Below are 17,042 nucleotides of genomic sequence, written 5' to 3'. Positions count from 1 at the left end.
GCGCGACATTTTGTTTTGCAGGCCCGTCCCGTGACCACCATCGCCACCGCTTTCAACACCCTGCCCTTGTCCGCCGCCATGCTGGCCAACCTCGACTCCCTCGGGTATGCCCAGATGACGCCGATCCAGGCGCAAAGCTTGCCGGTGATCCTCAAGGGCCTGGACCTGATCGCCCAGGCCAAGACCGGCAGCGGCAAGACCGCCGCCTTCGGCATCGGCCTGTTGAACCCGATCAACCCGCGCTACTTCGGCTGCCAGGCCCTGGTGATGTGCCCGACCCGCGAACTGGCCGACCAGGTCGCCAAGGAGCTGCGTCGCCTGGCTCGCGCCGAGGACAACATCAAGGTCCTGACCCTGTGCGGCGGCGTGCCCTTCGGCCCGCAGATCGCTTCCCTGGAGCACGGTGCCCATATCATCGTCGGCACCCCGGGCCGCATCTCCCAGCACCTGGACAAGGGCACGCTGAAACTCGACGGCCTCAACACCCTGGTGCTCGACGAAGCCGACCGCATGCTCGACATGGGCTTCTACGATGCCATCGAGGCCATCATCGGCCAGACCCCGGCACGCCGGCAGACCCTGCTGTTCTCCGCCACCTACCCGGCGGGCATCAAGCAGTTGGCGTCGAAGTTCATGCGCGATCCGCAGCAGGTAAAAGTCGAGACGCTGCACAGCGACAGCCAGATCGAGCAGCACTTCTACGAAATCTCTCCGGAAGATCGCATGGATGCGGTGGTCAAGGTGCTCAACCACTTCCGCCCGCAGTCTTGCGTGGCCTTCTGCTTCACCAAGCAGCAGGTGCAGGAAACCGTCGACCACCTGACCGCCAAGGGCATGTCCGCAGTGGGCCTGCACGGTGACCTGGAACAGCGCGACCGCGACCAGGTGCTGGCGATGTTCGCCAACCGCAGTACGTCTGTGCTGGTAGCCACCGATGTCGCCGCCCGGGGCCTGGATATCGACGCCCTGGACATGGTGATCAACGTCGAGCTGGCGCGAGATTCGGAAATCCACATCCACCGGGTCGGCCGTACCGGTCGCGCCGGCGAGAAAGGCATCGCCATCAGCCTGGTGTCGCCGTCCGAGGCCCACCGTGCCCAGGCCATCGAGCAGTTGCAGAAAGCTCCGCTGAACTGGGAGCAGATCGACGGCCTGAAGAGCCAGGGCGGCGGCCCGCTGCTGCCAGCCATGAGCACCCTGTGCATCGCCGCCGGGCGCAAGGACAAGGTGCGGCCGGGCGATATTCTCGGCGCGCTGACCGGCGAGGCCGGCATCCCCGGCGCCCAGGTCGGCAAGATCGCGATCTTCGACTTCCAGGCCTACGTGGCCGTGGAGCGCGGCATCGCCAAACAGGCCCTGCAACGCCTCAACAGCGGCAAGATCAAGGGCCGTTCGCTGCGCGTACGTATCCTGTAACCCACCCGCTCGATCTGTAGCCGCTGCCGCAGGCTGCGAACGTCTCCGAAGGAGGCGCCGCTCTTGAGGCCGTGAAGCCCCTGGGGGCTTGTCGCAGCCTTCGGCAGCGGCTACAGGTTCATTTGCCTGCACTCTCGAGGACACCGTTTTGCGCTCTACCGAAGTCGTGATCATCGGCGCCGGCGCCGCCGGCTTGATGTGCGCCCTGACCGCCGCCGGCCGTGGGCGCCAGGTGCTGTTGCTGGACCATGCCAACAAGGCCGGGAAGAAGATCCTGATGTCCGGTGGCGGGCGCTGCAACTTCACCAACATGTACACCGAGCCGGCCAACTTCCTCTCGCAGAACCCGCACTTCTGCAAGTCGGCCCTGGCCCGCTACACCCAGTGGGACTTCATCGGCCTGGTGGCCAAGCACGGCGTGCCGTATCACGAGAAGAAGCTCGGCCAGCTGTTTTGCGACAACAAGTCCAGCGACATCCTCGCCATGCTCCTGGCCGAATGCGACCAGGTCGGGGTCGAACTGCGCCTGGACACCTCGATCCAGCAGATCGAGAAACTGGAGTCGGGCTACCTGCTGCAGACCACCCTGGGCCAGGTGCGCTGCCAGTCCCTGGTGATCGCCACCGGCGGCCTGTCGATCCCGACCCTGGGCGCCACCGGCTTCGGCTACCAGGTGGCCAGGCAGTTCGGCCATGAACTGCTGCCGACCCGTGCCGGGCTGGTGCCCTTCACCATCACCGACCAGCTCAAGGAACTGTGCGGCGAGCTGTCCGGGACCTCGGTGGACTGCCTGGTGAGCTGCAACGGCCAGAGCTTTCGCGAGAACATCCTGTTCACCCACCGTGGCCTCAGTGGCCCGGCGATCCTGCAGATTTCTTCCTACTGGCAGCCCGGCGACAGCGTCGAGATCAACCTGCTGCCGGACCACGACGCCCTGGGCTGGCTGCACCAGCAACAGGCCGAGCGCCCCAACAGCGAGCTCAAGACCCTGCTGGGGGAGATCTTCACCAAGAAGATGGCTGGCCTGCTGGCCGACCACTGGTTCGTCTCCAAGCCGATGAAGCAGTACACCCCCGCGGAATTGGCGGACGTCGCCGACAAGCTCGGCAACTGGCAACTGGTGCCGGCGGGCACCGAGGGCTACCGCACCGCCGAAGTGACCCTGGGCGGGGTCGACACCCGCGAAGTCTCGTCCAAGACCATGGAGTCGCTGAAAAGCCCGGGCTTGTATTTCATTGGCGAGGTGCTGGATGTCACCGGCCACCTGGGCGGTTTCAATTTCCAATGGGCCTGGGCCTCGGGCTACGCCGCCGCGCAATACGCCTGAAGCGGCGGCGCACCCACGGCGGATCGCCCCCTTGGCGGAACGACGGCACATGCCGATGAGCCTCGCCGGGAATAGAATTTGCTGTCGGATGTGACGGCGGCATTGCGCCGTCGTCAATACTGGCTCAATTTAGCTGCATCGCCCGGAAGGCTCGCCCCAATCCATGTCATCGACCTCTTTTCGCCAGTCCCTGCGTCGCCTCTGGGCGCTGGACAAGTTCAGCTACAGCGTGCGGGTGTTCGTCGCCCTGACCGGCAGCATGGCGCTGTGCTGGTACCAGGACGAAATGAGCCTGCTGATCCCATTATTCCTCGGCATCATCGCCAGCGCCCTGGCGGAAACCGACGACAGCTGGCAGGGCCGCCTCAATGCCCTGGCAGTGACCCTGGTGTGCTTCAGCATCGCCGCGCTGTCGGTGGAACTGCTGTTCCCCTACCCCTGGATCTTCGCCATCGCCCTGGCCCTGGCCAGCTTCGGCCTGACCATGCTCGGAGCCCTGGGCGAGCGCTACGGCGCCATCGCCTCGGCGACCCTGATCCTTTCGGTCTACACCATGATCGGCGTCGACCAGCGCGGCGGCGCGGTGATCGACTTCTGGCACGAACCGGTGCTGCTGGTGGCAGGGGCTGCCTGGTATGGCCTGCTCTCGGTGCTCTGGCAGGCGTTGTTCTCCAACCAGCCGGTGCAGCAGAGCCTGGCACGGCTGTTTCGCGAACTGGGCTATTACCTCAAGCTCAAGTCGTCGCTGTTCGAACCAATTCGCCAGCTGGACGTGGAAGCCCGGCGCCTGGAACTGGCACGGCAGAACGGCAAGGTGGTGGCCGCGCTCAACAGCGCCAAGGAGATCATCCTGCACCGAGTCGGCAACGGCCGCCCGGGGTCGAAGGTCAGCCGCTACCTGAAGCTGTACTTCCTGGCCCAGGACATCCACGAGCGCGCCAGCTCCTCGCACTACCCCTACAACGCCCTGGCCGATGCCTTCTTCCACAGCGACGTGCTGTTCCGCTGCCAGCGCCTGCTGCGCCAACAGGGCAAGGCCTGCCGGGCCCTGGGGGAATCGATCCAGTTGCGCCAGCCGTTCGTCTACGACACCGGGTTCACCGAGGCCCTGGGCGACCTGGAAGCCTCCCTTGAACACCTGCGTATCCAGAGCAACCCCGCCTGGCGTGGGCTCTTGCGCTCGCTGCGGGCACTGGCGGCCAACCTCAGCACCCTCGATCGCCTGCTCAGCGATGCCAGCAATCCCGATGCCCTGGCCGATGCTACCGATAGCAGCCTGCTGGACCGCTCGCCACGCAATCTCAAGGATGTCTGGACCCGCCTGCGCACCCAGCTGACGCCCACCTCGCTGCTGTTCCGCCACGCCCTGCGCCTGCCCCTGGCGCTGAGCATCGGCTATGGCATGGTGCACCTGATCCACCCCTCCCAGGGCTACTGGATCATCCTCACCACGCTGTTCGTCTGCCAACCCAACTATGGCGCCACCCGGCGCAAGCTGGGCCAGCGGATCGTCGGCACGGCCATCGGCCTGACCATCGCCTGGGCGCTGTTCGACCTGTTCCCCAGCCCGCTGGTGCAATCGCTGTTCGCCATCGCCGCAGGCGTGGTGTTCTTCACCAACCGCACCACCCGCTACACCCTGGCCACTGCCGCCATCACCCTGATGGTGCTGTTCTGCTTCAACCAGGTAGGCGACGGTTATGGCCTATTCCTGCCGCGACTGTTCGATACCCTGCTGGGCAGCCTGATCGCCGGCCTGGCGGTGTTCCTGTTCCTTCCCGACTGGCAAGGGCGGCGCCTGAACCAGGTACTGGCCAACACCCTGGCGTGCAACAGCATCTACCTGCGCCAGATCATGCAGCAGTACGCCGCCGGCAAGAGCGACGACCTGGCCTACCGCCTGGCCCGGCGCAATGCCCATAACGCCGATGCGGCGCTGTCCACCACTCTGGCCAACATGCTCATGGAACCTGGGCACTTTCGTAAGGAAGCGGACGTGGGCTTTCGCTTCCTGGTGCTGTCCCACACCCTGCTCAGTTACCTCTCGGGCCTGGGCGCGCACCGTGGCACCCAGCTGCCGGACGAGGTGCGCGAGCACCTGATCGGTGGCGCCGGCACCAGCCTCGCGGCCAGCATCGACGAGATCGCCCAGGGCCTGGCCAACAAGACTCCGATCGTCATCCACAGCGATGCCGAGGAGGCCTTGGCCAACGAGCTGGAGCAGATGCCGGACGAGATCGATGAGGGACAGCGCCTGGTGCAGACCCAACTGGGGCTGATCTGCCGCCAGCTGGGCCCCTTGCGAACCCTGGCGGCCCACCTGATCAAAGGGACCGAACAGCCGCAAGCCTAGCTTGCCGCTGCCCCTCCTACATGCCGTGCTGGCGCAGCAGCCGGGCGTAGCTGCCGTCGGCCTTCATGGCGGCGATCTCCCGATCGAACCTGGCGACGATCTGCGCATGCTCGGGATTCTTCAGGCTCACCAGGATATGCAGGCTGTTCTCGCTCAAGGGCTTGGGCAGGAACTCCACCGCATTGCGCACCCTGGGCGACTCCCGGGCCAGGTAGTAGCGGGCGACGTATTCATCCTCCAGGGTCAGCTTGACCCGGTCCGCCGCCAGCATGCGCACGGCCATGGCGAAGTTGTGCACCGGCACCTTCTGCAAGTCCGAGTCGTTGTCGAATTCAGAGGAGTAGGCGTAGCCGCGTACCACGGCAATCGGATACTCATGCAACTGCTTGAGGTTGTGGTACTCCAGGGGCGCGTCCTTGCGCTTGAGGAAGCGGATACGGTTGACCAGGTACTCGGAGGAGAACTGCCCAAGCCGGGTACGTTCATCGTTGTACCAGGCGTTGACCAGCACGTCGTAGCGCCCTTCGCCGATTCCCAGCAGCGCCCGGGCCCAGGGCACCTGCTCGAACTCACTGGCGTAGCCGGCGCGGGCCAGTGCGGTACTGACGATATCGGTGGCCACGCCGCCATTGACCAGGGTTGCGTCGGTAAACGGAGGCCAGGCATCAGCGACCAGCCGCAACTTCTCTGCAGAAGCGCCCTGGCCCAGCAACAGCAATCCGATCAAAGCCAAAGCCCGATGCAGTCGCAGCATGCTTAAAGATCCTTAGCGGGCACAGGGCCCAGCGCGTTCCAGCCTACACTCGAGGGCCCATGCAGCGACCGCCCAGGTCCTAACATTAGCTCATCGCAGCCAATGCACAGGACTTGCAAAACAGATTACACAAAGAAGGGAAAAGCCAGTGAACGGAGTGATGGCATTTTGACCCATCTCACAGAAACAAACTCCATACATCTGCCAGCAAGACATCCGCTGGCGATCTGCTTAGTATTTCGCGCAGCTCTTTTCACAGGATAAGAAAATGACCGTCGAATGGGTCTGCAAACACCACACCGATCTGGGCAAGGAACAGCTCTACGCCATCTTGCAGCTGCGCACCGAGGTCTTCGTCGTGGAACAGAAGTGCCCCTATCAGGAGGTCGATGGCCGTGACCTGGAAGGCGACACCTGCCACCTGATGGCCTGGGACGGCGACCGCCTGGTGGCATACCTGCGCCTGCTGGACCCCATCTCCCAGGGCGGCGACGTGGTCATCGGCCGGGTAGTGATCGCCGAGCAGGCCCGGGGCCAGGGCCTGGGCCACGTACTGATGGAGCAGGCCCTGAAACAGGCGCAACGGCACTGGCCCGAGACACCGATCTACCTCTCGGCCCAGGCCCACCTGCAGGCCTACTATGGTCGTTACGGGTTCAGCGTGGTGGGCGAGCAATACCTGGAAGACGACATCCCGCACATTGGCATGCGCCGCAACTGAAGCCTCAGGGATAGCCCAGCACGGCCTTGATCTGCCGCAAGTTGGGCTCGATCCAGCCCTTGTCGATGGCACCCCAGCTGTGGATCCGATAATGCCCGGCGTGATTGCGCGCACCGTCCTCTTGCTCGAACTGGCAGACGATGTCCAGGTCGGCCAGGGCGGCGATGGTGTCCTGGGCGGTACGTCGAGGCATGCCCGTGAGTTCGGTCAGCGCCGGCACGCTGCTGGCCTGGCCGCTGTCGATCAGGTACGCCACGTACAAGCGGCGGTAGAAACTGCTCTTGGTCTTGCTCACATCCATCGCCCACTCCTTTCTAGGCCGTTGCGCCCGCCTTCGCCTGCAGGTCGCGCCAGGTGAGGTAGACCCGCAGGTCGAATTCCAGTTGGTGATAGCCCGGCAGCATGTGCTCGCAGAGCTTGTAGAACGCCTTGTTGTGGTCCGATTCCTTGAAGTGCGCCAACTCATGGACCACGATCATGCGCAGGAACTCCGGCGCCGCCTCCTTGAACAGCGAGGCGATGCGGATCTCTTTCTTGGCCTTGAGCTTGCCCCCCTGTACCCGCGACACCGTGGTGTGCAGGCCGAGGGCACGATGGGTCAGGTCCAGGCGATTATCGAACAGCACCTTGTCGATGGCTGGTGCGTTGCGCAGGTATTCCTGCTTCAGCTCCAGGGCGTAGCTGTACAGCGCCTTGTCGCTCTGCACACCGTGCTTGCCCGGATAGCGACGCTCCAGATAGTCCCCCAGGCGATCCTCGACAATCAGCTGGCGCACCTGCTCTTGCAGGGCAATGGGATAGGCCTGGAGGTATTTCAGTGCGGTCATGGGGTGGCAACGCCAGATACGAAGGCTGCCAGTGTAGCGAACTCAGGCCTGCAGCGCGCTCCAGTCGAACGGCTGGGCGAACTGGCTGGCGCTGCTGGCGGTCAGCGGTCGGGCCACCAGGAAACCCTGTACATACTCGCAACCGGCGTCCTTGAGCCACTGATACTGCTCGTGGGTTTCCACGCCTTCGGCGATCACCAGGAGGCCAAACTGCCGGCACAGGTCGATCACGCTGCGCGCGATCGCGGCGTCCCGCGGCGAGGTGAGCAACCGCGCGATCAGGTGCCGGTCGAGCTTGAGGGTGTCGAGCTGCAAGTCACGCAGGTAAGCCAGGCAACAGCCGCCCGAGCCGAAATCGTCGAGAGCCACCCGCACCCCCAAATGATGCAACTGCTGCAGTTGCTTGCGGGTCTCGTCCAGGTTCTGGGTCAGTGCTGCCTCGGTGACTTCGACTTCCAGCTGGCGCGGCTGCAGGCCGTTGCGTATCAGGACCTGGCGCAGCTCCGCCGCCAGGTTGGGCATGCTGAACTGGGTAGCGCTCAGACTGATCCCGAGCACCAGGTCAGGGCTGAACACTTGCTCCCAGTCCTTGCGCTGGGCAGCCCCCTGTTGATAGATCCAGCTCCCCAGCAGGCTGATCAACCGCGCCTCTTCGAGCAATGGCAGGAACAAGCCCGGCGGTACGTCGCCGACACTTGGGTGACGCCAGCGCAGCAAGGCCTCGAAACCGCGCAGGCGGCCATCGGCAATGGCCACCTGGGGCTGGTACACCAGGGTGAACTCCTTGCGCTCCACCGCGCTGCGCACGCTTTCCTCGAGCATCAGCCGGGAGCGTGCGCGGCCATTCATTTCATGGTCGTAGTACCGGTACTGCTGGCGGCCGGCGCGCTTGGCCTCGTACATGGCGATATCCGCCGAACGCAACAAGCCATCGAGGTTGGAACCGCAGTCGGGATAGATGGCGATGCCGATGCTGGCCCCCAGCGCCACTTCCAGGCCGTCGATCTGCTGGTTGATGGACAACCGCTCGATCAGCCGTTCGGCCACTTTCGCCGCCTGCTCGGGAAACCCCAGCTCCAATAACGCAGTGAACTCATCGCCCCCCATGCGCCCGATGATGTCGAACGAGTGCAGGCAATCCTTCATCTGCTCGGAGACCCAGCGCAGTACCCGGTCGCCGGCGTCGTGTCCCAGGGAGTCATTGACCCGCTTGAATCCATCCAGGTCCAGGTAGAGCAGGACCAGGGACTTTCCCGGGCGCTCACCACGCACCAGGATGCTGTCCACCGTCTGCTGGAAACCTCGCCGGTTGAGCAACCCGGTCAAGGGATCGGTAACCGCCTGGTACTCCAGTTGCTGGTGCAGGTGCCGCACTTCCGACATATCCAGCAAGGTGACCACCATGGCCTTCTGGTCGCTCGGTAGCGGGGCACAGGACAGCGCCACGCTGATCTGCTGGCCTGGAACAGTGCGCAACAGGGCGTCATGCAGGCGGAAGGTTTCACCGCGCCGGTAACTGGCATACAGCTCGCAGGCGTGCCAGTCGGGAATGTGGGGTTTTTGCAGGTAATCGAGGAATGCCGAGCCTTCCAGTTCCTTCACCTGGGCATTGAGCAGGCGTGAAACCGCGGGGTTGGCGAAACGTATCCGTCCCTCTTCGTCCACGACCAGGATGCCTTCGGCGGCGTTGTCCAGCACCGAGGCATTGAATGCCCGGGCCACTTCCAGGTCATGGCTCAGGTGCTGCAAGGCGCGCCGGTTGCGCTGGTGCTCCAGCAGCGCCTGGACCTTGGGCTTGAGGATCTGCGGGTCGAAGGGCTTGAACAGGTAGTCCACCGCGCCATTGGCATAGCCCTTGATCACGGCATCCTGGGATTGTTCATTGGCGGTCAGGAAGATAATCGGTGTCAGGCGCGTGCGCTGGCTGCCGCGCATCAAGCGGGCCACTTCGAAACCATCCATGCCTGGCATCTGCACATCGAGCAGAACCAGATCGATTTCATGCTGGAGCAACAGGTCCAGGGCCTCGATACCTGAAGCGGCGGTCATTACCCGCCAGTCCTGGCGCTGGAGCAACGCCCGCATGCTCAGGAGATTTTCAGGGTAGTCATCGACGATCAGAAGAGTGGAGTGACCCTCGACTGCCTCCGGTTGCACGCATTCCATGCTGCTTCTCTTGTCTGTAATAAGACTGAACGGGTGAGAAACCCGACAAAACCTGAGGTTTCACTCTAGCCCCGGATCCTGAAAAGCAGAAGCTGTCATCAAGCCATCACTCTGCCAATGCCCCTGCCTCCCGACTAACGGTCACACTTTTCATTCACACGAGGCATAAAGAATGGCACCCAGGCATTTTGCTGGCGCCATATATCCGCCGTACGGTATCCATCCGCAGGATTCCCTGCGCTATAAAGATGCCCGAGAGGTGCAGCCTAAAGCCCTCGGCAGGCTGCACCAGGCACATCCTTGCGGAATTTCCCTACATGATCGACCTGGCAACCTGGAACCTCAGCGTTCCTGTCGGCAGTCCGCCGGCAACCATCGATACCCCGGCCCTGGTCAAGGGCTTCAAGAACCAATACTTCCATTCCGACAGCGGCACCCTGTTCTTCTGGTCGCCGGTCACCGGCTCGAAGACCGAGAACGCCATCTACCCACGCACCGAATTGCGCGAAACCTACGCCAACGGCACCCTGCGCAACTGGACTTATCCCGAAGCCGACAACCTGTTGCAGGCCACCCTGGCGGTCAACCAGGTGCCATCGTCAGGCAAGATCGTCATCGGCCAGATCCATGCCTACAACAGCACCAGGCCGTTGGTGAAACTGGAGTACCAGTACAAGGCCAACCAGGGCCGCGGCAACATCGTGGCCAAGGTGCGCATGCGCCCGGGCGACACTCGGTCCCGGGTCATCGGCATCGCCAAGAACGTGCCCATGGACCGGCGGTTTTCCTACCTGATCCACCTGAGCCCCGGAGGCGTCCTGGGCGTCAGCGCCGCTGGCTATCAGTGGAACACCCAACTGAGCGCCACCTGGCGTGACAAGCCGCTGTACTTCAAGGCTGGCGTCTATGTGCAGGACAACACCGGCTACACCAGCGAAGGTGGCAAGGTGACGTTCTCCAAGCTGGACATCGACCACAACAAGAGCTGAGCCGGCATACAGGCACAAAAAAGCCCGCATCACTGCGGGCTTTTTCATTCACCACCGAGGCTTAGTTGACCTTGGCGTTCAGCTCACCCTTGAGGTAGCGCTGGAACATCGCTTCCAGGGAGATCGGCTTGATCTTCGAAGCATTGCCAGCAGTACCGAAGGCTTCGTAACGAGCGATGCACACATCACGCATTGCAGTCACGGTAGCGCCGAAGAACTTGCGAGGGTCGAATTCGCTCGGGTTCTGTGCCATCAGGCGACGCATGGCACCGGTGGATGCCAGGCGCAGGTCGGTGTCGATATTGACCTTGCGTACACCGTACTTGATGCCTTCGACGATCTCTTCGACCGGCACGCCGTAGGTTTCCTTGATGTCGCCACCGTACTGGTTGATGATCGCCAGCCACTCTTGTGGAACCGAGGACGAACCGTGCATCACCAGGTGGGTGTTGGGGATGCGCTTGTGGATTTCCTTGATGCGGTCGATAGCCAGCACGTCGCCGGTAGGCGGCTTGGTGAACTTGTAGGCACCGTGGCTGGTACCGATGGCGATGGCCAGGGCGTCGACCTGGGTCTTCTTGACGAAGTCGGCGGCCTCTTCCGGATCGGTCAGCATCTGGCTGTGGTCCAGTACGCCTTCGGCACCGATGCCGTCTTCTTCACCGGCCATGCCGGTTTCCAGGGAACCCAGGCAGCCCAGCTCGCCTTCTACCGACACGCCGCAGGCGTGGGCCATGGCTACGGTCTGCTGGGTAACGCGGACGTTGTACTCGTAGTCGGTCGGAGTCTTGCCGTCTTCGCCCAGGGAGCCGTCCATCATGACCGAAGAGAAGCCCAGCTGAATGGAGCGCTGGCAAACGTCGGGGCTGGTGCCGTGGTCCTGGTGCATGCACACCGGGATGTGCGGGAATTCTTCGATCGCGGCCAGGATCAGGTGACGCAGGAACGGCGCACCAGCGTATTTGCGGGCACCGGCCGAAGCCTGGACGATCACCGGGGAGTCAGTCTTGTCAGCGGCTTCCATGATGGCGCGCATCTGCTCAAGGTTGTTGACGTTGAAGGCTGGAACGCCGTAGCCGAACTCGGCTGCGTGGTCCAGCATCTGGCGCATGCTGATGAGTGCCATTGTGTGTGTCTCTCCCGGTCGAGGGTCGTTAATCGTGCAAGCCTGCCGTAGCGGCGACTGCTATTCAAGTGATTGCAGATCGGGGGTCAACCCGGCCTGCGGATTCGTTACTTCATCAATTCCAAGGGCCCTGCGTCCCTGCAGGAGCGAGGCTTGCCCGCGATAGCGATCGGCCTGGCGACATCCATCACCAATGTCCGGGCCGCATCGCGAGCCAGCTTCGCTCCCACAGGTTCAGCATCGGTTCCCGGCCTACGGCGCTTTACAGCCGCGGCCGATCAAGTCATTGGTGGCGACCCAGTAGACCAGGCCTTCCTCACCCTTGACGTGAAACGCCAGCATGTCGTCGCTGTACAGCGTGCCCGAACCGCTAGGCTCGAGCTTCAGGCGGCGAACCTGATCGTCACCCCCCAGGCGTACGTCGACGGCCTTGCGGCTGTCATCGGCGTAGCGCCAGAGCACCTGTGCCTGGCTATCGCATACCCAGGTGGTCCATTCATCGGTGGTCGGTGACTTGAGCAGGTGCAGATCAGCGCACCCGGCAAGCAGCCCCAGCATCGCCGCGGCGATCAAAGCTTTCATCGATGTTCCTCGGCCGGTGACCCAAGGGTCCCGGCCCTTCGCGTTATCCAATCTGACCCGTCAAGGGCAACCCTGTTCCCTGGCCTTTGACGGTGTCTCGTACTTCTCCAGCCCTTCAGGCCCCAGGCGCTTGTTGATCACCGGAGCCGTCTCGGCCTGCCAGTCGGCCTGGTAGCAGCCCTTTCCCGGGGGCCCGTCCTCGTCCGCCGGCTTTACCTGCGAACTGGCCGAACACCCCACGAGCCAGGCCGTGGCGAACAGCAGTGGCAATGTCTTGACCATCAGAACACTCCTTTGCCCGGCCAACGGGAGGCTCAGGCCTTGGCCCGGGCTTCCAGGACTTCGACTGCCGGCAGGACCTTGCCTTCGACGAACTCGAGGAAAGCGCCGCCACCGGTAGAAATGTAGGAAATCTGCTGAGCAACGCCGTACTTGTCGATGGCGGCCAGGGTGTCGCCACCACCTGCGATGGAGAACGCCGAGCTATCGGCGATGGCCTGGGCCAGTACCTTGGTGCCGTTGCCGAACTGATCGAACTCGAACACGCCCACCGGACCGTTCCAGAGGATGGTCCTGGAGGACTTGAGCAACTCGGCGAACTGCGCCGCGGTCTGCGGACCGATGTCCAGGATCATGTCGTCGGCCGCCACGTCGGCGATCGCCTTGACGGTGGCGGCGGCAGTCTCGGCGAACTCCTTGGCCACTACCACGTCCACCGGCAGCGGTACGCTGACCTTGGCGGCAATGGCGCGGGCGGTGTCCAGCAGGTCAGGCTCGTACAGCGACTTGCCCACCGGGTGGCCGGCGGCGGCCAGGAAAGTGTTGGCGATACCCCCCCAACGATCAGCTGGTCGCAGACCTCGCTCAGGCTGTTGAGCACGTCCAGCTTGGTGGACACCTTGGAGCCGGCGACGATCGCCGCCATCGGCTGGGCCGGGGTATCCAGGGCCTTGCCCAGGGCATCCAGTTCGGCAGCCAGCAGCGGGCCCGCGGCCGCTACCTTGGCGAACTTGGCCACGCCGTGGGTCGAACCCTCGGCACGGTGCGCGGTACCGAAGGCATCCATCACGAACACATCGCACAGGGCAGCGTACTGCTGGGCCAGCTCGTCGGCGTTCTTTTTCTCGCCCTTGTTGAAACGCACGTTTTCGAACAGCACGACGTCGCCGGCCTTGACCTCGACACCACCCAGGTAGTCGGCCACCAGCGGCACTTCGCGGCCCAGGGCGCGGCTCAGGTAGTCAGCCACCGGCTTGAGGCTGTTCTCGGCCGAAAACTCACCTTCGGTCGGACGGCCCAGGTGCGAGCAGACCATCACCGCCGCGCCTTTTTCCAGGGCCAGCTTGATGGTCGGCAGCGAAGCCAGGATCCGCGCGTCGCTGGTGACTACACCGTCCTTGACTGGGACGTTGAGGTCTTCGCGGATCAGCACGCGCTTACCTTGCAGATCGAGGTCGGTCATCTTCAACACGGTCATGGGTCGCAATTCCTGGGTTACTGAATATTAGAAGCAGGGAGTGGAGCGGCTATTTGCAGGTAATGTCCGGCAACGTCCAGCATCCGGTTGGCAAAACCCCATTCGTTGTCGAACCAGGCCAGGATGTTCACCAGCCGGGGGCCGGAAACGCGAGTCTGACTGGCATCGACGATCGCCGAATGGGGGTCATGATTGAAGTCGCAGCTGGCGTGCGGCAACTCGGTGTAGGCCAAAAGTCCCTTGAGCGGACCGCTGGTAGCGGCCTCGCGCAAGATCCGGTTGACCTCCGCGGTGTCGGTATCGCTTACCGTCTGCATGGTGATATCCAGGCAGGATACGTTGACCGTCGGCACCCGTACGGCTTTGGCCTGAATCCGCCCGGCAAGTTCCGGCAACAGTCGTTCGATACCACGGGCCAGGCCTGTGGATACCGGGATCACCGACTGGAACGCCGAACGGGTGCGGCGCAGGTCCTCGTGGTGATAGGCATCGATCACTGGCTGGTCGTTCATCGCCGAATGGATGGTGGTGATCGACACGTATTCCAGGCCGATGGCCTGGTCCAGCAGGCGCAACAGCGGGACACCGCAGTTGGTGGTACAGGAGGCATTGGATACCAGCAGCTCGTCGCCGCTCAGGCAATCCTGGTTCACGCCGTAGACGATGGTGGCGTCGACATCCGACTCGCTGGCCATCGGCTGGGAAAACAGCACCCGTGGCGCGCCAGCATCGAGGAAGCGCTGGCCGTCCTCACGGGTGTGATAGGCGCCGGAACACTCCAGCACCAGGTCGATGTCCAGGGCCGCCCAATCGATGCCTTCGGGGGTGGCACTGCGCAGCACTTTCACGCAGTTGCCATTGATATGCAGACAATCGCCATCGACCGTCACCTCGCCGGGAAACCGGCCGTGGGTGGAGTCGAAGCGTGTCAGGTATTCGACGCTGGCCATATCGGCCAGGTCGTTGATGGCCACGATCTCGAACCCTGCCGCGGCCCCTCGCTCGAACAGAGCACGCAAGACGCAACGACCAATACGGCCGTAGCCGTTGAGTGCAACTTTATAGCGACGCGATTGAGGCATGGGGTTCTCGATGACCGGGGTGAATCCATCAGTGCAGCGTTAACTGTTCGATTGTAATCGCGGGCAAGCCCCGCTCCTACAGGATCTCAGTGATCTGTAGGAGCGGGGCTTGCCCGAGAAGAACAGCAGACAACGCAACCAGCGGACTTAGTCTTCCAGCAGCTCTTCAGCCTGGCCCAGGATGTTTTCCAGGGTGAAGCCGAACTCTTCGAACAGCGCAGGCGCAGGGGCCGACTCACCATAGGTGGTCATGCCGATCACGCGGCCTTCCAGGCCCACGTACTTGTACCAGAAGTCGGCATGGGCGGCTTCGATGGCGATCCGCGCACCGACCTGCAACGGCAGTACCGATTGCTTGTAGCCGGCGTCCTGGGCGTCGAACACGCTGGTGCATGGCATGGACACCACGCGCACCTTGCGGCCTTGCTCGGTCAGCTTGTCGAAGGCTTGTACCGCCAGGCCCACTTCCGAACCCGTGGCGATCAGGATCAGTTCAGGCTCGCCTGCGCAGTCCTTCAACACGTAGCCACCGCGGCTGATGGCAGCGATCTGGGCATTGTCACGAGCCTGGTGCTGCAGGTTCTGGCGAGAGAAGATCAGCGCCGATGGGCCGTCCTTGCGCTCCAGTGCGTACTTCCAGGACACCGCCGATTCCACGGCGTCGGCTGGACGCCAGGTATCGAGGTTCGGGGTGCTGCGCAGGCTGGTCAGCTGCTCGATCGGCTGGTGGGTCGGGCCGTCTTCGCCCAGGCCGATGGAGTCGTGGGTGTAGACGTGGATGACGCGTTGCTTCATCAGCGCCGACATGCGCACCGCGTTGCGGGCGTACTCCATGAACATCAGGAAGGTCGCGCCGTAAGGCACCAGGCCACCGTGCAGGGCCACGCCGTTCATGATGGCGGTCATGCCGAATTCGCGCACGCCGTAGTACATGTAGTTGCCGCTGGCGTCTTCGGCGCTGACGCCTTTGCAGCCTTTCCACAGGGTCAGGTTGGAACCGGCCAGGTCAGCCGAACCGCCCAGCACTTCCGGCAGCAGCGGGCCGAACGCGTTCAGGGCGTTCTGGCTGGCTTTACGGCTGGCGATGGTTTCGCCTTTGGCCGCGACTTCAGCGATGTAGGCATCGGCCTTCTCGGAGAAGTCGGCCGGCAGCTCGCCGCTCAGGCGACGGATCAGTTCGTTGGCTTCGGTCGGGAACGCGGCGGAGTAGGCAGCGAAACGCTGGTCCCACTCGGCTTCGACAGCGCGACCGGTTTCCTTGGCGTCCCACTCGGCATAGATGTCGGCAGGGATTTCGAACGGACCGTGGTTCCACTTCAGGGCTTCGCGGGTCAGGGCGATTTCCTCGGCGCCCAGCGGGGCGCCGTGGCAATCTTCCTTGCCTTGCTTGTTCGGCGAGCCGAAACCGATGGTGGTCTTGCAGCAGATCAGGGTCGGCAGCGGGCTCTTGCGAGCGGTCTCGATGGCGGTCTTGATCTCTTCCGGATCGTGGCCATCGACGTTGCGGATCACCTGCCAGTTGTAGGCTTCGAAGCGCTTGGGGGTGTCGTCGGTGAACCAGCCTTCGACTTCGCCGTCGATGGAGATACCGTTGTCATCGTAGAAGGCGATCAGCTTGCCCAGGCCCAGGGTGCCGGCCAGGGAAGCGACTTCGTGGGAAATGCCTTCCATCATGCAGCCATCACCCAGGAACACATAGGTGTGGTGGTCGACGATGTTGTGGCCAGGGCGGTTGAACTGCGCCGCCAGGACTTTTTCCGCCAGGGCGAAGCCCACGGCATTGGCCAGGCCCTGGCCCAGCGGGCCGGTGGTGGTTTCCACACCCGGGGTGTAGCCGAATTCCGGGTGGCCCGGGGTACGGCTGTGCAGTTGGCGGAAATTCTTCAGGTCATCGATCGAAAGATCGTAGCCGGTCAGGTGCAGCAGCGAGTAGATCAACATCGAGCCGTGGCCATTGGACAGTACGAAACGGTCGCGGTCGGCAAAGGATGGATTGCTCGGGTTGTGCTTGAGGTAGTCACGCCAAAGTACTTCGGCGATATCCGCCATGCCCATGGGGGCACCTGGATGGCCGCTGTTGGCTTTTTGCACGGCATCCATGCTGAGGGCACGAATGGCGTTGGCACGCTCACGACGGCTTGGCATCGCTGATCTCCTGGAGATTGAGTGAAAACAAAACGGAAAAAAGGCCTGCATTTTCCCTCAGGCGCCAGGCGGGGGCA

The 17,042-nt window shown here is 63.3% G+C and carries 14 protein-coding genes and 1 pseudogene; 5 read left to right on the top strand and 10 right to left on the bottom strand.

Features of this window, described 5'->3' with window-relative positions; translation table 11 throughout:
* Positions 1–78 precede the first annotated feature (78 nt).
* From dbpA to yccS, 3 genes are all read left to right on the top strand, one after another.
* On the top strand, positions 79–1,416 hold the full coding sequence (gene dbpA / locus C4K39_RS19205) for an ATP-dependent RNA helicase DbpA (RefSeq protein ID WP_235777334.1): 1,338 nt from the start codon (positions 79–81) through the stop codon (positions 1,414–1,416).
* Between the two features lie 148 nt (positions 1,417–1,564).
* Entirely contained in the window at positions 1,565–2,743 is a 1,179-nt protein-coding gene (locus C4K39_RS19200; RefSeq protein WP_068576769.1) for a BaiN/RdsA family NAD(P)/FAD-dependent oxidoreductase, read from the top strand.
* A gap of 163 nt (positions 2,744–2,906) precedes the next feature.
* Positions 2,907–5,096 carry a YccS family putative transporter gene (gene yccS / locus C4K39_RS19195; RefSeq protein ID WP_068576767.1) on the top strand — a complete coding sequence of 730 codons (2,190 nt, stop codon included), beginning with the start codon at positions 2,907–2,909 and terminating at the stop codon, positions 5,094–5,096.
* 16 nt (positions 5,097–5,112) lie between these two features.
* Here the strand turns inward: yccS and C4K39_RS19190 are convergent, their stop codons facing one another.
* A complete protein-coding gene (locus C4K39_RS19190; protein WP_068576764.1) occupies positions 5,113–5,850 on the bottom strand; it encodes a substrate-binding periplasmic protein in 738 nt (245 codons plus the stop codon).
* Between the two features lie 268 nt (positions 5,851–6,118).
* Here C4K39_RS19190 and C4K39_RS19185 point away from each other — a divergent pair, with 268 nt between their 5' ends.
* On the top strand, positions 6,119–6,571 hold the full coding sequence (locus C4K39_RS19185; RefSeq protein WP_124347190.1) for a GNAT family N-acetyltransferase: 453 nt from the start codon (positions 6,119–6,121) through the stop codon (positions 6,569–6,571).
* Between the two features lie 4 nt (positions 6,572–6,575).
* Here C4K39_RS19185 and C4K39_RS19180 read toward each other — a convergent pair whose 3' ends face one another.
* From C4K39_RS19180 to C4K39_RS19170, 3 genes are read right to left on the bottom strand one after another with little or no spacing between them, the layout of a single operon-like run.
* Positions 6,576–6,872: a winged helix-turn-helix domain-containing protein gene (locus C4K39_RS19180; RefSeq protein ID WP_068576761.1), complete on the bottom strand. Its 297-nt coding sequence runs from the start codon at positions 6,870–6,872 to the stop codon at positions 6,576–6,578.
* A 13-nt stretch (positions 6,873–6,885) separates the two neighbouring features.
* Complete coding sequence (locus tag C4K39_RS19175) at positions 6,886–7,398, bottom strand: M48 metallopeptidase family protein (RefSeq protein ID WP_068576759.1); 513 nt, start codon at positions 7,396–7,398, stop codon at positions 6,886–6,888.
* Positions 7,399–7,440: 42 nt separating this feature from the next.
* Positions 7,441–9,564, bottom strand: a complete 2,124-nt coding sequence (locus C4K39_RS19170) for a putative bifunctional diguanylate cyclase/phosphodiesterase (protein WP_124347189.1) — start codon at positions 9,562–9,564, stop codon at positions 7,441–7,443.
* Between the two features lie 317 nt (positions 9,565–9,881).
* Between C4K39_RS19170 and C4K39_RS19165 the strand changes: the two genes are divergently transcribed.
* Entirely contained in the window at positions 9,882–10,553 is a 672-nt protein-coding gene (locus tag C4K39_RS19165) for a polysaccharide lyase family 7 protein (protein WP_068576754.1), read from the top strand.
* Between the two features lie 61 nt (positions 10,554–10,614).
* Here C4K39_RS19165 and fba read toward each other — a convergent pair whose 3' ends face one another.
* From fba to tkt, 6 genes and pseudogenes are all read right to left on the bottom strand, one after another.
* Complete coding sequence (fba, locus tag C4K39_RS19160; protein ID WP_068576753.1) at positions 10,615–11,679, bottom strand: class II fructose-bisphosphate aldolase; 1,065 nt, start codon at positions 11,677–11,679, stop codon at positions 10,615–10,617.
* A 252-nt stretch (positions 11,680–11,931) separates the two neighbouring features.
* Positions 11,932–12,261 (bottom strand): MliC family protein, encoded by a 330-nt coding sequence (locus tag C4K39_RS19155; RefSeq protein ID WP_068576751.1) that lies wholly within the window; start codon positions 12,259–12,261, stop codon positions 11,932–11,934.
* Positions 12,262–12,321: 60 nt separating this feature from the next.
* Positions 12,322–12,543 (bottom strand): hypothetical protein, encoded by a 222-nt coding sequence (locus C4K39_RS19150; RefSeq protein WP_068576749.1) that lies wholly within the window; start codon positions 12,541–12,543, stop codon positions 12,322–12,324.
* Between the two features lie 32 nt (positions 12,544–12,575).
* Positions 12,576–13,738: pseudogene (locus C4K39_RS19145) on the bottom strand (phosphoglycerate kinase).
* Positions 13,739–13,755: 17 nt separating this feature from the next.
* Complete coding sequence (gene epd, locus C4K39_RS19140) at positions 13,756–14,820, bottom strand: erythrose-4-phosphate dehydrogenase (protein WP_068576746.1); 1,065 nt, start codon at positions 14,818–14,820, stop codon at positions 13,756–13,758.
* A gap of 147 nt (positions 14,821–14,967) precedes the next feature.
* Positions 14,968–16,965 carry a transketolase gene (tkt, locus tag C4K39_RS19135; RefSeq protein ID WP_124347188.1) on the bottom strand — a complete coding sequence of 666 codons (1,998 nt, stop codon included), beginning with the start codon at positions 16,963–16,965 and terminating at the stop codon, positions 14,968–14,970.
* Between the last annotated feature and the right edge of the window lie 77 nt (positions 16,966–17,042).

Source organism: Pseudomonas sessilinigenes (assembly GCF_003850565.1).
Classification (GTDB): Bacteria; Pseudomonadota; Gammaproteobacteria; order Pseudomonadales; family Pseudomonadaceae; genus Aquipseudomonas; species Aquipseudomonas sessilinigenes.
Note: the sequence above shows the minus strand (reverse complement) of the source record. Positions and strands in the feature narration are given on the sequence as shown.

Coding starts and splice junctions, on each gene's coding strand:
- dbpA (WP_235777334.1), top strand. CDS start 79: ATGCTGGCCAACCTCGACTCCCTCGGGTATGCCCAGATGACGCCGATC.
- yccS (WP_068576767.1), top strand. CDS start 2,907: ATGTCATCGACCTCTTTTCGCCAGTCCCTGCGTCGCCTCTGGGCGCTG.
- C4K39_RS19190 (WP_068576764.1), bottom strand. CDS start 5,850: ATGCTGCGACTGCATCGGGCTTTGGCTTTGATCGGATTGCTGTTGCTG.
- C4K39_RS19185 (WP_124347190.1), top strand. CDS start 6,119: ATGACCGTCGAATGGGTCTGCAAACACCACACCGATCTGGGCAAGGAA.
- C4K39_RS19180 (WP_068576761.1), bottom strand. CDS start 6,872: ATGGATGTGAGCAAGACCAAGAGCAGTTTCTACCGCCGCTTGTACGTG.
- C4K39_RS19175 (WP_068576759.1), bottom strand. CDS start 7,398: ATGACCGCACTGAAATACCTCCAGGCCTATCCCATTGCCCTGCAAGAG.
- C4K39_RS19170 (WP_124347189.1), bottom strand. CDS start 9,564: ATGGAATGCGTGCAACCGGAGGCAGTCGAGGGTCACTCCACTCTTCTG.
- C4K39_RS19165 (WP_068576754.1), top strand. CDS start 9,882: ATGATCGACCTGGCAACCTGGAACCTCAGCGTTCCTGTCGGCAGTCCG.
- fba (WP_068576753.1), bottom strand. CDS start 11,679: ATGGCACTCATCAGCATGCGCCAGATGCTGGACCACGCAGCCGAGTTC.
- C4K39_RS19155 (WP_068576751.1), bottom strand. CDS start 12,261: ATGAAAGCTTTGATCGCCGCGGCGATGCTGGGGCTGCTTGCCGGGTGC.
- C4K39_RS19150 (WP_068576749.1), bottom strand. CDS start 12,543: ATGGTCAAGACATTGCCACTGCTGTTCGCCACGGCCTGGCTCGTGGGG.
- epd (WP_068576746.1), bottom strand. CDS start 14,820: ATGCCTCAATCGCGTCGCTATAAAGTTGCACTCAACGGCTACGGCCGT.
- tkt (WP_124347188.1), bottom strand. CDS start 16,965: ATGCCAAGCCGTCGTGAGCGTGCCAACGCCATTCGTGCCCTCAGCATG.